Source organism: Bosea sp. AS-1 (genome assembly GCF_002220095.1).
GTDB lineage: Bacteria > Pseudomonadota > Alphaproteobacteria > Rhizobiales > Beijerinckiaceae > Allobosea.
On sequence record NZ_CP022372.1, the window covers coordinates 1,686,398 to 1,699,227 of the forward strand.

Genomic DNA, 12,830 nt, shown 5'->3' on the forward strand with positions numbered 1-12,830 from the left:
TCTTAGGCGGTCTTCTCATGGAGATTGGCCCGCCTCAGGATGGCTGCACCAGCGCCGCCTTCCGGGCCGGGCGCGCGCACCGTACGCCGCTCGAGCAGCATCAGTGCAAGGCCCGCGGCGACGATGAGGCCGGCTCCACACAGCATCAGCGGTGTCGGCCAGTCGCCGAAGAACAGCCAACCGAAGAGCAGAGCCCAGATGATGAAGGTGTATTGGTAGGGTGCGACCACGGAGGCTTCGGCGAGCTTGAGCGAGCGCGTCACGCAGAGGTGTCCGAGCAGGGCAACGACGCCCAGCAGTGCAAGCAGGCCGAAGTCGCGGAGGGTGGGCATCACCCAGCCGAAGGGCAACAAGGCGATGCCCAGCAGGAGTGAGCCGAAGGTCTGCCAGGCGACGAGCGTGACATCCGGCGTGCCGCGCAGCTTGCGCCCCGCGATCAGCAACGCCGCGAACAGGACGCTACCGGTCAGCGCCAACAACGCCGGCGGCGAAAAGCTCGCGCCCGACGGTGCCAGTGCCAGCGCGACCCCGAGAAAGCCGAGGCCGGCCGCGACCCAGCGGGCCGTGTCGACTTTTTCGCCCAGCAACAGGGCGGCGAGCAGCACCGCCCAGACCGGCGCGGCCATCCAGAGCGTCATCGTGTCGGCCAGCGGCAGATAGGCGACGCAGACGTAGAAGAGCGTCGATTCCGTCGCGCCGATCGCGACGCGTAGCCATTGCAGCCGCCGCCGCTCCGGGCGCAGCGTCCGGCGGATGCCCTGCTTGAAGATGAAGGGGGAGAGCACGAGCAGCGCCGCGGCGCTGCGCACCAGCATGAGCTGGCCGGGCGTATAGGTCGAGACCAGCCACTTGCCCATGACGTCGTTGAGCGAGAACAGCAGGATGCCGAACAGCATCGTGGCGATGCCGGTCAGGGAGGCGTTGCGGTCGGTCATGATGGGTGGTGGTTCCTCGGGCGACCCTCCACTGGCCCAGCCGACAGGCACTGGCAAGTCCGCAATCGCACAAGCGTCACTCGGTCGCCTTGCGTCACCCTGGCGTCGCGGCGTGAGCCGGTCGCATTCCCGCCGCGACATGATCATGAAATGACCCGATCGCCTTCAGGCTCTGAACCCATTCGCCGGGTCGAATTCGTCGTTCATCCGCAAACGATGGAAGGAACTCCGATGCGAATGATCATGCTTGCCACCGCTGGCGCCGCGCTCGTCCTGGCTGGAGCGGCCCAGGCCCAGTCTTCCTCGCCCCAGCGGGCACCGAGCCCGCCTCCGGCCGCGGCGCCGCAAGCCCCCTCATCGACGGAGGCTCCGTCTACGACACCGACGATCAAATCGGTCAACGTCGTCGACTTCAACGAGCTTCCCGCCGCGACCAAGACGCAGGTCGACACACTCGTGTCGAAACGTTCGGCTGAAGAGAACCAACGGCTGCAGAGCGCGATCGAAAGCGCCCCGATGGTGAAGACGGCGGTGGAAGCCAAGGGTTTCTCTTCCCGCGATGTCCTGATCGCGCAGATGAATCCGAATGGCGAGCTGACCGTCATCACCCGCAAGCAGGGCTAAAGACGATCGTCGATGCCGTCATCCCGGGCTGATCCCGGGATGACGCGCCTTGGCCGGAGGCCGATGGCCTCTACGGCTGCAGCCCCTGGAGGAAGGCGGTCAGGCGGTCGAGCGCCTGTCGGCCTTCCGGGCGGCCGAGGTCGAACTGGTATTCGTGCGGCAGCTTCGGCTCGGTGTCTGGCGCGAAGAACAGCGTGTCGACCTTGACGCCGCGGTCGCGCAGGGCCTGCGCCATCATCACGGATTGCGGCGCCAGCGCGTCGCCATTGCCGACCGAGATGAAGCTCGGCGGGAAGGCTTCCGTGACATAGCGCGGGACGGCTGCTTCGGTGATGCGGTCGCTGTCCAGCGGGTTCGTCGTGCCGAAATAGGCGAAGAGCGCGGACCGCACGAAGGCGCCATAGGGGCCGGTGAAGTCGAGTGCGGTCAGGTCGAAGGCGCCGCAGAACAGGGCGATGCCCTTGAGGCGCTCGGGCTCGATGGCAGGTCGCAGATCGAGCAGGGCCGCATAGTCCTTGCCGGTCAGCCCGGCTGCGAGCTGGGCTGCGATATGGGCGCCGGCCGAATCCCCGGCGAGCACGATTCTGTTGGCATCGAAGCCCAGCCGGGCGCTTTCGCGCTGCAGGAAGCCGAGAGCCGCGTTCGCCTGCAGCACTGGCATGGGATAACGAGCCGCCGGAGCGCGGCTGTAGCCGATGGCGACGGCCGGATAGCCTTTGCCTGCGAGGATCTTGAGGTAAGGCGCGACATCCTGCCGGTCGCCGCCGACGAAGCCGCCGCCATGGATCCAGACCAGCATCGGGCGGCCGGGCTCGCCGCCGTTCGGCGGCAGGTAGACGTCCAGCCGCTCGTCGGGGCTCCCGCCATAGGCGATATCGCGTTGCTCCCGGATGTCCGCTGGGACGTGTTTCGCGAGCGCTTCATTGGTCTTCGAAGCATCGTAGGAAAAGACGCTCCGGATCAGCAGCGCCGCAGGCCAGGGCGAGAGCACGAAGGCTGCATAAGTCGCAAACGCGATGCCGAGACAGAGCAGGAGAATACGGATCGTGCGGAGCCTCATGGCGCGAACGCTAGAGATTCGCCGGAATGTTGACTAGTGGCTGTCCGAAGAGGCCTGCAGAGCTCGGAAACGTCCTGACGGCGGGGTCGCCAATTTCCCGGCTAAATAACTGAATCACCTTATTTTTTCTCCCTCGTTAACCGGTCATTCGTTCGCATCTGCGAAACAGGCGTCGGACTATGGACGGTGACGATGAGACGGCGACTGGGACTGACGGCGAAGATCATGATGCTCTTTGCCATGCTGAGCGTCGCGGCCGCGCTCGGGCTCGTCAGCGTGCTGCGCGGACTCGATGACGTCCGCCGCATCGACCGGCAGGCCTTCTCGGGCATCGCGCTCGCGAGCAGCGCCTCGCTGCTGGCCAGCCGCGTCGCTCATGCCGCGTTGCTCGGTCGGCTCGATGCCGATGCCTCGGCCGATGAGGTCGAAGCCGCTCTTGAGAAGTTGGACGGGGCGATCGAACTCGTCGACGCGGCGCGCGCGCATTTCATCACATCGCTTCCCAAGGCCATGATCGAGGCCAATCCAACGCTCAATGCCCGGATCAACACCTTCATCGCTTTCCAGCGCAGCATCGTGGATATCGGCCGGCGCGTTTCCGCCCGGGCGGCCGTGCTGGAGGCCGGGGCGGAGGAAGCCCGTCTCAACGTCAACCAGATCATCGCGACGACCTCGGCCATGCGCGACGACCTGGCGAAGATGGCGGGAGGCGCTGCGGTTCGCGCCGGGGAGCAGGCCGAATGGGTACGGCTATACACCATCGCCGTGGCGCTCCTGCTGCCGTTCGTGGGCGGTCTTGCCGCGTTCTTCCTGCTACGACGGCACCTGACGAGCCCGCTGCATGAGTTGATGGCTTCGATTCGCACCGCGACGAGCTCGAACGAGGTCATCGCAGTGCCGCATTGCGACCGTTCCGACGAAATCGGGCAACTCGCCCAGACGGTCCGGCAGCTCAGCGAAGTGCGCGCGACGCTGGTGACCCGGGAGACCGAAGCTGGGCATGCGCGCCAGCATCAGCGGCTGCGCAGCCAGGAACTGGCGCGCATCGCCGATGAGTTCGAGGCGCGGCTCGGCGTGCTGCTCGGCGAGATCGGGCGGGCGAGCGAGGTGCTGCGCGCGACGCTGCAGGATGCGGCGGTGCGGGTCGAGCAGGTGTCGAAGAGCTCGGAGATCGCAGCCGCTTCGGTGACCGGTGCTGGCGTGGAAGCCAACCGCACCACGGAGGCGGCGCTGCGGATGGAGCTGGTCATCGGGCAGATCAACGACGAGGTTCGGCGGGTCTCGGTGATGGCCAGCGCCGCAAGCCAGGAGGCGGTCGGCGCGCACAGGCTGGTTGCCGAGCTGACAGAGAAGGCGGCGCAGATCCGCGATGTCGTCGGCATCATCGAGGCAGTCGCCCGCCAGACCAACCTGCTGGCGCTCAACGCCACGATCGAGGCAGCCCGTGCCGGCGTGCATGGCCGTGGCTTCGCGGTCGTTGCGTCCGAGGTCAAGGCGCTCGCCGGTCAGACCGCCGAGGCGACCTCGCGGATCGTCGGCCGCATCGTCCAGGTCGACGAAGCGCTCTCTCATGCCGCGGGCGCCGTTTCCACGATCGGCAACAGCATCGCTGCCGTCGAACAGACCGGCACCGAGATCGCGACGATGGTCGGCTCCAACGCCGAGCTGCTCGGCTCGCTGGGTGAGACCGTGGCGCGTATCTCGAACGTCACCGGCACGGCCGTCATGGCGATGGCCGAGATCGCCGCCGCCAATATGCAGACGGTCAACCAGGCCGATATGGGCGCGCTCAGCGCGCGCGATCTCGACGAACGCATCACCACCCTTCAGGCCGAAGCGAGCGCCTTCGTCCAGCGGCTGCGCGCCGCCTGAGGTTCCAGACCGCACCATCGGGCTTGCCTTCGGAGCGCGACTCGGCCCCATCTGCGGCATGTCCGCCCCGATCGTTCTCGCCCGATGAGCTGGTCGCTCCAGCAGGATGCCGCCTTGTCGGCCGTGGCGCGCTGGCTGCAAGCCGGCACGCCGCAAGTTTTCCGCCTGTTCGGCTATGCCGGCACGGGCAAGACCACGCTCGCGCGCCACATCGCCGAAGCGGTGGACGGCGAAGTCGTCTTCGCGGCCTACACGGGGAAGGCCGCGCTCGTCCTGCGCAACAAGGGCTGTACGGACGCTCAGACCATTCATTCGCTGATCTACCGTTCGCGCGGCGTCGACGAAGAGAGCCCGATCTTCGCGCTGAACCGCGATAGCCAGGCGGCGAAGGCCAAGCTGATCGTCATCGACGAGTGCTCGATGGTCGACGAGGAGCTGGGCCGGGATCTCCTGTCCTTCGGGACGCCGGTGCTGGTCCTCGGTGACCCGGCCCAGCTCCCGCCAGTGAAGGGCGGCGGTTTCTTCACCGAGCAGGAGCCCGACGTGATGCTGACGGAGGTCCATCGTCAGGCGGCGGACAATCCGATCGTGCGGATGTCGATGATCGTGCGCGAAGGTGGACGGCTCGAGCTCGGCGACTACGGCCCGAGCCGGGTGATCCGCCGCGATGCGATCAATCCGGAGATCGTGATGAGCGCGGACCAGGTGCTGGTCGGGATGAACAAGACGCGGCGCAACTACAATGCTCGAATCCGCCAGCTCATGGGCCGCACCGAGACGAATCCGGTTGCGGGCGAGAAGCTGGTCTGCCTACGCAACGACAAGAGCAAGGGGTTGCTCAATGGCGGCTCCTGGATCGTGCAGGAGATCAAGACCTCGAAGAAGGGGCTCGTCACCATGCGGGTGACGCCGGAGGACGACACCGGTGCCAAGGCGGTAAAAGTCTCCGTGCTGCCGAACTTCTTCGACGGCACCGAGGAAGAGATCCCCTGGGAGCTGCGCAAGCACACCGACGAATTCACCTTCGGCTATGCGCTGACCGTGCACAAGGCGCAGGGCTCGCAATGGGACGACGTGGTGCTCTTCGACGAGAGCTTCGCCTTCCGCGAGCATCGGGCGCGCTGGCTTTATACCGGTCTGACCCGCGCGGCCGAGACGATCACGGTGGTGATGTAGTTAAGGGCGAGCGCCCAGCTCCGGGGAGTGAGCTGGAGCAGCGAGCGCATAGCGCTGCTGCAGGATGTCCTCTCCGCGGGAGCGGGACGCTACGCGAACGGTATCGAGCGGACGGAAACCGAGTTTCAGAAGCACATTGCCCGATGCGGCATTGTCGGCCGCGTGCCCCGATCGAAGCTCTTCCAGCCCGATCTGCCGGAACGCGAAGCGCACCACGGCCTGCGCCGCCTCGAAGGCGTAGCCCTGGCCCCAACTGGCCCGATCGAACCAATAGCCGAGCTCGCCCTCGCGGCGGGCGATCTCGTCGATGTCGGTGAGGCCGATGACATGTCCCTCGCGTTCGACCGCAAAGCGATAGGCTTCTCCTGCCGCCCATTCCCCGCCGTGGCCTGCGAACCAGGCTTCGATGTCATCGCGGTCGGGAGGGTAGGATGCCATGCGCAGCATGCGTGCAACCTCCCAGTTCGACTGGATATGAAAGGCGCGATCCGCATCGGCCGGAGTCGTCGGCCGCAGAACGAGGCGTTCCGTCACAATCCTGCAGGGAGACGTGGGAGGCATGGTCGGTCGCAGCCATCCTTGATGAGCCTGCCGCATCCTATCGCGATTGCCGTGCGGATCGCCATCCGGGCCAATGGTTCCGGGGCGCCGACAGCGGCCTGCGTCAATCCACGATGCCGTCGCGGCCCTCGATCGTCATCAACGTTGCAGTCAGTAGGGCGATGAGGCGCTCCCTGCCGTCGTTCTCGGCCAGCACCTCGGTCTGCGCCAGCGTCAGGGTCCGGCCGGCCTTGACCACCTTGCCGCGCGCGACGATGCGCGTGCCGGCAGCGGGCGCGAGCAGGTTGATCTTGAATTCCGTGGTCAGGATGCCACGGCCCGCGGGCATCATGCTGAGCGCGGCATAGCCGGCGGCGCTGTCCGCGATGGCGCTCACGGCGCCCGCATGCACGAAGCCATGCTGCTGCGCGATCTCGGGCCGAGGCACAAGCGCAATCTCTACCCGACCCGGCGAGACATGGACGAGGCTGGCACCGAGCGTCTGCATCAGACCCTGCTTGGCAAAACTCTCCCGGATCCGGCGGTCGACGCTGCTTTCGTCCATGGTCATGACGATCCTCCTGGCCGGCTACGGTGACAGCTGCCCCGTACCGCTGCAACGGGGAGCGCGCAGGGATGGCGGAAACCACCGAACATTGCCGCTTTGTCATGAAAGCCCTCGGTTTTTTGCCATAGTCCGCGTGAATTCTCAGCGAACGCATCAGCGGAGGCGAGGGCGGTGGCGGAAAGCGGAAGCCTGACTGCAGGGGCTGTCGCCCTCCAGCGTTTCGGGCTCGGCCCGAAGCCGGGGCAAGGCGAGGCGATCCGTCGGGATGCGCGGGAGCGGCTCCTAGCCGAGGTCGCGGCCGGTAGCCCGGCGCAGCCGCCGGGTGTTCCCTTTCCGGGCGTTTCCGAGATCGGGCGCGCGCTGTTCGCCTTCGAGGATCAGCAGAAAATCGAGCGCGAGGCGAAGCAGGCGGCGCAAGGCATGCAGGTCGCGAGCGCTGCGCCGATGAATGCCCCGGCGATGAATGCGGGGCAGAGCATGGCGGGCGCGAACGATATGGCGCAGCCGGCCAAGCCGCTGCCGAACGAACCGGCCTTGCCTTTCCGCACCTATCGCGACGAGGTGAAGGCGCGCGTCGATCTCGCTCTCGCGGCGGAGACCGGATTGGGCGAGCGGCTGACGATGTTCTGGTCGAACCATTTCTGCATCGGCGCGACCAAGAGCAATATCGGACGCATCATGGCCGGAGCTTATGAGCGCGAGGCGATCCGGCCGCATGTCTTCGGGCGTTTCGAAGACATGCTGATCGCGGCGGAAAGCCATCCGGCGATGCTCGACTTCCTCGATAACCGCCAGTCGATCGGCCCGAACTCCCCCGCGGGACGCCGGCAACGCCGCGGGCTCAACGAGAATCTTGCCCGCGAGATCATGGAACTGCATACGCTTGGCGTTTCCGGCGGCTACGATCAGGCCGATGTCACCAATCTCGCCCGCATCCTCACCGGCTGGACGATGGCGGGGCGCGATGGGCGGCTGGGCTTCCCCGGCTCCTTCATCTTCAATCCCGGACTCCACGAACCGGGCGCGACGCCCTTGCTCGGCCGGGCCTATGAGCAACCGGATCTGGCGCAGGGCGTGGCGGCGCTGACCGATCTCGCGCATCACCCGGCGACCGCTCGGTTCATCGCAACCAAACTCGTGCGTCATTTCGTGGCCGACGATCCGCCGCCCAAATTGGTCGAGCTCTTGGCCTCCACCTTCCGGCAAAGCGGCGGCGATCTGCCATCGGTCTATCGGGCGCTGATCGGTAGCGACGAAGCCTGGAAGGCGCCGGCGAGCAAGATCCGCTCGCCGCAGGAGTTCCTGCTCGCAGCCTATCGCGCGACCGGACTGAAGCCGAATGCCGGCCAGATCCTCGGCCCCCTCGGCGCGATGGGTCAGCCTTTCTGGCAGCCATCGGGGCCGAACGGCTATGCCGATACCAATGCCAGCTGGGCCTCGGCCGAGGGCATCAAGACGCGCATCGATGTCGCGGCTGGCTGGGGCCGGCAAGCCGCCAATGCGGTGCCGGATCCGCGGGGTCTGGCGCAGGATGTCCTCGGTCCGCTCCTCTCGCCCGAGACGCAGCAGGCGGTGGCGCGGGCCGAGAGCCGGCCGCAGGCGGTTGCGCTGCTGCTGATGTCGCCCGAATTCCAGCGGAGGTGACGGAGATGGATCACCGGGATGATGATTGCGAACGGATGACGCCATCGCGTCGCGCTATTCTCGGTGCGGCGGGGGCTCTGTTCGCCTGGTCCTTCGTGCCGAAATTCGCCTACGCGGCGGCGGGCGCGCGGGATCCGCGCTTCGTCGTGGTCGTGCTGCGCGGCGCGCTCGACGGGCTCTCTGCCGTCCCCCCCATCGGCGACCCAGGCTATGCCGGCCTGCGCGAGGGCATCGCACTCGCCAAGGACGGCCCGGAGGCGGCGTTGCCGCTCGACGGCTTCTTCTACCTCCATCCGGCGATGCCCAATCTGGCGCGGCTCTACAGGCAAGGGCAGGCGGCGATCGTCCATGCTGCCGCGACAGGCTATCGCGAGCGCTCGCATTTCGACGGACAGGACGTTCTGGAAAGCGGGCAGGCCGGGCCGGGCCATACCGCCTCGGGCTGGCTCAACCGCCTGCTCGCCAGCCTGCCGGCCGGCGAAGGCATCGCCCGCAAGGGCGTGCTCGGCGTCGGCGTCGTGCCCCCCCTGGTTGTGCGCGGCGATGCCCCCGTGCTGGGCTGGGCGCCGCCACGCATGGCACGTGCGGGCGCGGACCTGACGATGCGTCTCGCCGATCTTTACGGCCAGCGGGATAAGGCGCTTTCCGCGGCGTTGCAGCAGGCGATCGAGACCGAAGGCCTGGCCCAGCGGAGGGGTATGGACGGCAAGATGAGCGGTGTCGGGCCGGATTCTGCCGATGGCATGCGCCGCATCGCCGAGGGAGCGGCTGGGCTCATCGGCGCCGATGATGGCCCACGTATCGCGGCTCTCGCTTTCGAAGGGTGGGACACGCATGCCAATGAGGGCGGAGCCAAGGGCCGGCTCGCAAGCCTGCTCGGCGGCCTCGACGGAGCCTTCGCCACCTTCGAAACAGGTCTGGCGCCGGTCTGGAAGGATACGGTGGTGATGGTGGTGACGGAGTTCGGCCGCACGGCTGCGGTGAACGGTACGGTCGGCACCGATCACGGCACCGGGACCGTCGCCTTCCTCGTCGGCGGGGCGGTCAAGGGCGGGCGGATGATCGCCGACTGGCCGGGCCTGAAGCCCGAGGATCTCTACCAGAACCGCGATCTCAAGCCGACAACCGATATCCGCGCCGTAGCAAAGGGTGTGGTCGCCGATCTCTTCGGACTGTCTGGACCGGTGCTGGCGGAGAAGGTGTTTCCGGGAACGGCCGATCTCGGGCCGGTAACGGGGCTGGTGGTTTAAGCTTGTCCTTCATGCCCGGGCCTGAGCCCGAGCGCATCGCCAGGAAATGCTCACGAGATTCCCGGGCCGGCGCGATGCGTGGCCCGGGAGCGACGTTTCAGCTCAGGCCCATTCGCGCTGTTTCAGCTTAGCCTCATAGGCGTCGATCTTCGTGCCCTTCTCCATGGTCAGGCCGATGTCGTCGAGGCCGTTGAGCAGGCAATGCTTGCGGAAGGGATCGAGCTCGAACTTGATCTCGCCGCCGTCCGGGCCCTTGATCGTCTGGTTCTCGAGGTCGATCGTCAGTGTCGCGTTGGAGCCGCGCTCGGCATCGTCGAACAGCGCGTCGAGCTGCTCGGGCGTGACCTTGATCGGCAGAATGCCGTTCTTGAAGCAGTTGTTGTAGAAGATGTCGGCGAAGCTCGTGGAGATCACGCAGCGGATGCCGAAGTCGAGCAGCGCCCAGGGGGCGTGCTCGCGTGAGGAGCCGCAGCCGAAATTGTCGCCGGCGACCAGGATCTGCGCCTTGCGATAGGCTGGCTGGTTCAGCACGAAATCCGGATTTTCCGAACCGTCCTCCTTGTAGCGCATCTCCGAGAACAGCGCGGTGCCAAGGCCCGTGCGCTTGATCGTCTTCAGGTATTGCTTCGGGATGATCATGTCGGTGTCGACATTGACCACCTTCAGGGGGGCGGGTGTCGAGGTCAGGGTGGTGAAGGGCTGCATGTTCCTGTCCTTGCTTCAGGCCGGGCTCAGCCGGCCGCCTGTTCGATGGCTTCCATGTCCTCGTCGGAGAAGCCGAAATGGTGGCCGATCTCATGGACCATGACGTGGGTCACGATGGTGCCGAGGCTTTCGTCATGTTCGGCCCAATAGTCGAGGATTGGCCGGCGATAGAGGTGGATGGTGTTGGGCATTTGGCCGGTCTGCGGCGCATAGCCTTGCTGCGGCAGCCCGACGCCGGTGAAGAGGCCGAGCAGATCGAAGGGGCTCTCTGCCTCCAGCTCCTTCAGGACGTCGTCCTCCGGGAACTCGGCGACGTTGAAGATCACGTCGGCGCAGAGCGCGCGGAACTCATCCGGCAGGCGGTCGAAGGCGGCCTGAGCCAGTTCTTCGAACGCCGCCAGCGACGGGGCCTTCGCCCCGTCCCAGTCGATCTGCGCTGCCTTCGTCACGGCGGCATCCATGCCTGTCACCAGATCTTGAGCTGATGGCCGAGCCACCAGGCCAGCACGACGACGCCGAGGAGCGAGAGGGAACGGCCGATGCGCCGGCCCCAGAGCTCGATCTTGTCGCCCTCCGGCGCATCGGCGCCGGAGAAGTGCTGTGCGGCCCGGCCCATCGAGGAGCCGAGCAAGGTCTCGCTGTCGCGTTTGACGCGCTCGAGCGCGGCCTTGGCCTCGGCCTCGCGGGCAGTTTCGCGGGGGTCGTTCGACATGATGCGCTCCCCGCGAGACCGCTTCAGCCCAGCGTGCGGACATCGACGAAGCGGCCGGTCAAGGCCGCCGCCGCCGCCATCGCCGGCGAGACGAGATGGGTGCGGCCGCGATAGCCCTGGCGACCCTCGAAATTGCGGTTCGAGGTCGAGGCGGCGCGCTGGCCGGGCTTGAGCTGGTCGGGGTTCATACCCAGGCACATCGAGCAGCCCGGCTCGCGCCATTCGAAGCCGGCGGCGATGAAGATCTTGTCGAGGCCTTCGGCCTCGGCCTGCTCCTTCACCAGGCCGGAGCCGGGAACGATCATGCCGTAGTCGAGACTTGCATGGATCTTCTTGCCCTCGACGATCTTCGCGACGGTGCGCAGATCCTCGATGCGGCCATTGGTGCAGGAGCCGATCCAGATCACGTCGAGCGGGATGTCGGTGATCTTTGTGCCGGCGGTCAGGCCCATGTATTCGAGCGCGCGCTTCTTCGAGGCGCGCTTGACCTCGTCGGCGATCAGCTCGGGATCCGGAACCGCGCCGGTCACCGAGATCACATCCTCGGGGCTGGTACCCCAGGAGACGATCGGCGGCAGGTTGGCGGCGTCGAGCCTGACGACACGGTCGAAATGCGCGCCTTCGTCGGAGCGGAGCGTCTCCCAGTAGCGGACGGCGGCATCCCAGGCGGCGCCCTGCGGCGCCTTGGGGCGGCCCTTCAGATAGGCGAAGGCCTTCTCGTCGGGGGCGACCATGCCGGCGCGGGCACCGCCCTCGATCGACATGTTGCAGACCGTCATGCGACCTTCCATGGTGAGGCCGCGGATGGCTTCGCCAGCATATTCGATCACCGAACCGGTGCCGCCGGCGGTGCCGATCTCGCCGATGATGGCGAGCGTGATGTCCTTGGCGCCGACGCCGGGAGCAGGCGTGCCGTCCACCTGGACGAGCATGTTCATCGCCTTCTTCTGGATCAGCGTCTGAGTGGCGAGGACGTGCTCGACCTCCGAGGTGCCGATGCCGTGGGCGAGCGCACCGAAGGCGCCGTGCGTCGAGGTGTGCGAGTCGCCGCAGACGATCGTGGTGCCGGGCAGGGTGAAGCCCTGCTCGGGGCCGACGATGTGGACGATGCCCTGGCGCTTGTCGAGCTCGTTGAAATACTCGACGCCGAAGTCCCTGGCGTTCTTGGCGAGCGCCTCGACCTGGATGCGGCTTTCCTCTTCCTGGATGCCCTTGGAGCGGTCGGTGGTCTGGATGTTGTGGTCGACGACGGCGAGCGTCTTCTCGGGCGCACGGACCTTGCGGCCGGTCATGCGCAGGCCTTCGAAGGCCTGCGGGCTCGTCACCTCATGAACCAGGTGGCGGTCGATATAGAGCAGGCAGGTGCCGTCATCCTGCCGGTCGACGACGTGGTCGTCGAAGATTTTGTCGTAGAGCGTCTGGGGACCCTTGGTCGCAGTCATGGCTTGGTCTCGGTCTGCTGAAATCTGATCTGGAAACGGGAAAGCCGGCGCTCGAGCCGGCTTGCAAAAACGGTTCGCCTGTCGCCGGCCGCACGGAAGCGGCCGGTCTCAGGCGCCGGTAAGGCCTGCGGCGAGGGACGCGGTGAAGCGGCCGAAGAAGCGCCAGGGCAGGCGGGCATGGTCATGCAGCGCGGCAAAATCCTGCGTCGTCGGCAGGGGCGGCAGATGGCCCTCTCCCTGCACGGCGCAGGAGCGCTGGAACTGATGCACGCACGGCGACATGGCTACTGTTTAGCAGTTCC

The 12,830-nt window shown here is 66.8% G+C and carries 14 protein-coding genes; 5 read left to right on the top strand and 9 right to left on the bottom strand.

Features of this window, described 5'->3' with window-relative positions:
• Window positions 1–2: 2 nt before the first annotated feature.
• Window positions 3–935, bottom strand: a complete 933-nt coding sequence (locus CE453_RS09635; protein ID WP_198302304.1) for a DMT family transporter — start codon at window positions 933–935, stop codon at window positions 3–5.
• 237 nt (window positions 936–1,172) lie between these two features.
• Here CE453_RS09635 and CE453_RS09640 point away from each other — a divergent pair, with 237 nt between their 5' ends.
• Entirely contained in the window at window positions 1,173–1,559 is a 387-nt protein-coding gene (locus tag CE453_RS09640) for a hypothetical protein (protein ID WP_089174388.1), read from the top strand.
• 70 nt (window positions 1,560–1,629) lie between these two features.
• Here the strand turns inward: CE453_RS09640 and CE453_RS09645 are convergent, their stop codons facing one another.
• Window positions 1,630–2,619, bottom strand: a complete 990-nt coding sequence (locus CE453_RS09645) for an alpha/beta hydrolase (RefSeq protein ID WP_089174389.1) — start codon at window positions 2,617–2,619, stop codon at window positions 1,630–1,632.
• Between the two features lie 192 nt (window positions 2,620–2,811).
• On the opposite strand from CE453_RS09645, the gene CE453_RS09650 reads away from it, so the two are divergent.
• Window positions 2,812–4,491: a methyl-accepting chemotaxis protein gene (locus CE453_RS09650; protein ID WP_089174390.1), complete on the top strand. Its 1,680-nt coding sequence runs from the start codon at window positions 2,812–2,814 to the stop codon at window positions 4,489–4,491.
• Between the two features lie 84 nt (window positions 4,492–4,575).
• On the top strand, window positions 4,576–5,667 hold the full coding sequence (locus CE453_RS09655; RefSeq protein WP_089174391.1) for an ATP-dependent DNA helicase: 1,092 nt from the start codon (window positions 4,576–4,578) through the stop codon (window positions 5,665–5,667).
• Here CE453_RS09655 and CE453_RS09660 read toward each other — a convergent pair whose 3' ends face one another.
• Both CE453_RS09660 and CE453_RS09665 read right to left on the bottom strand, forming a co-directional pair.
• Window positions 5,668–6,264 carry a GNAT family N-acetyltransferase gene (locus tag CE453_RS09660; protein ID WP_349236642.1) on the bottom strand — a complete coding sequence of 199 codons (597 nt, stop codon included), beginning with the start codon at window positions 6,262–6,264 and terminating at the stop codon, window positions 5,668–5,670.
• Window positions 6,265–6,331: 67 nt separating this feature from the next.
• A complete protein-coding gene (locus tag CE453_RS09665; protein WP_089174393.1) occupies window positions 6,332–6,778 on the bottom strand; it encodes a PaaI family thioesterase in 447 nt (148 codons plus the stop codon).
• 168 nt (window positions 6,779–6,946) lie between these two features.
• On the opposite strand from CE453_RS09665, the gene CE453_RS09670 reads away from it, so the two are divergent.
• Together CE453_RS09670 and CE453_RS09675 are read left to right on the top strand one after the other, a co-directional pair.
• The gene (locus CE453_RS09670) at window positions 6,947–8,419 is read left to right on the top strand and encodes a DUF1800 domain-containing protein (protein WP_089174394.1); all 1,473 of its coding nucleotides are present in this window, start codon (window positions 6,947–6,949) and stop codon (window positions 8,417–8,419) included.
• A 35-nt stretch (window positions 8,420–8,454) separates the two neighbouring features.
• Complete coding sequence (locus tag CE453_RS09675; RefSeq protein ID WP_089174395.1) at window positions 8,455–9,669, top strand: DUF1501 domain-containing protein; 1,215 nt, start codon at window positions 8,455–8,457, stop codon at window positions 9,667–9,669.
• 102 nt (window positions 9,670–9,771) lie between these two features.
• On the opposite strand, the gene leuD is transcribed toward CE453_RS09675, so the two are convergent.
• The 5 genes from leuD to CE453_RS28925 all read right to left on the bottom strand — a co-directional run bounded on the left by leuD (window position 9,772) and on the right by CE453_RS28925 (window position 12,810).
• Window positions 9,772–10,374 (bottom strand): 3-isopropylmalate dehydratase small subunit, encoded by a 603-nt coding sequence (gene leuD / locus CE453_RS09680; protein ID WP_089174396.1) that lies wholly within the window; start codon window positions 10,372–10,374, stop codon window positions 9,772–9,774.
• A gap of 26 nt (window positions 10,375–10,400) precedes the next feature.
• The gene (locus CE453_RS09685) at window positions 10,401–10,823 is read right to left on the bottom strand and encodes a metallopeptidase family protein (RefSeq protein WP_248308017.1); all 423 of its coding nucleotides are present in this window, start codon (window positions 10,821–10,823) and stop codon (window positions 10,401–10,403) included.
• A gap of 17 nt (window positions 10,824–10,840) precedes the next feature.
• On the bottom strand, window positions 10,841–11,086 hold the full coding sequence (locus CE453_RS09690) for a hypothetical protein (RefSeq protein ID WP_089174398.1): 246 nt from the start codon (window positions 11,084–11,086) through the stop codon (window positions 10,841–10,843).
• Window positions 11,087–11,109: 23 nt separating this feature from the next.
• The gene (gene leuC / locus CE453_RS09695) at window positions 11,110–12,528 is read right to left on the bottom strand and encodes a 3-isopropylmalate dehydratase large subunit (RefSeq protein ID WP_089174399.1); all 1,419 of its coding nucleotides are present in this window, start codon (window positions 12,526–12,528) and stop codon (window positions 11,110–11,112) included.
• Between the two features lie 108 nt (window positions 12,529–12,636).
• Entirely contained in the window at window positions 12,637–12,810 is a 174-nt protein-coding gene (locus CE453_RS28925) for a hypothetical protein (protein WP_198302434.1), read from the bottom strand.
• Between the last annotated feature and the right edge of the window lie 20 nt (window positions 12,811–12,830).

What these genes read in the sequence shown, in the direction of transcription:
- CE453_RS09635 (WP_198302304.1), bottom strand. Translation starts at nt 935, where the DNA reads ATGACCGACCGCAACGCCTCCCTGACCGGCATCGCCACGATGCTGTTC.
- CE453_RS09640 (WP_089174388.1), top strand. Translation starts at nt 1,173, where the DNA reads ATGATCATGCTTGCCACCGCTGGCGCCGCGCTCGTCCTGGCTGGAGCG.
- CE453_RS09645 (WP_089174389.1), bottom strand. Translation starts at nt 2,619, where the DNA reads ATGAGGCTCCGCACGATCCGTATTCTCCTGCTCTGTCTCGGCATCGCG.
- CE453_RS09650 (WP_089174390.1), top strand. Translation starts at nt 2,812, where the DNA reads ATGAGACGGCGACTGGGACTGACGGCGAAGATCATGATGCTCTTTGCC.
- CE453_RS09655 (WP_089174391.1), top strand. Translation starts at nt 4,576, where the DNA reads ATGAGCTGGTCGCTCCAGCAGGATGCCGCCTTGTCGGCCGTGGCGCGC.
- CE453_RS09660 (WP_349236642.1), bottom strand. Translation starts at nt 6,264, where the DNA reads ATGCGGCAGGCTCATCAAGGATGGCTGCGACCGACCATGCCTCCCACG.
- CE453_RS09665 (WP_089174393.1), bottom strand. Translation starts at nt 6,778, where the DNA reads ATGACCATGGACGAAAGCAGCGTCGACCGCCGGATCCGGGAGAGTTTT.
- CE453_RS09675 (WP_089174395.1), top strand. Translation starts at nt 8,455, where the DNA reads ATGACGCCATCGCGTCGCGCTATTCTCGGTGCGGCGGGGGCTCTGTTC.
- leuD (WP_089174396.1), bottom strand. Translation starts at nt 10,374, where the DNA reads ATGCAGCCCTTCACCACCCTGACCTCGACACCCGCCCCCCTGAAGGTG.
- CE453_RS09690 (WP_089174398.1), bottom strand. Translation starts at nt 11,086, where the DNA reads ATGTCGAACGACCCCCGCGAAACTGCCCGCGAGGCCGAGGCCAAGGCC.
- leuC (WP_089174399.1), bottom strand. Translation starts at nt 12,528, where the DNA reads ATGACTGCGACCAAGGGTCCCCAGACGCTCTACGACAAAATCTTCGAC.
- CE453_RS28925 (WP_198302434.1), bottom strand. Translation starts at nt 12,810, where the DNA reads ATGTCGCCGTGCGTGCATCAGTTCCAGCGCTCCTGCGCCGTGCAGGGA.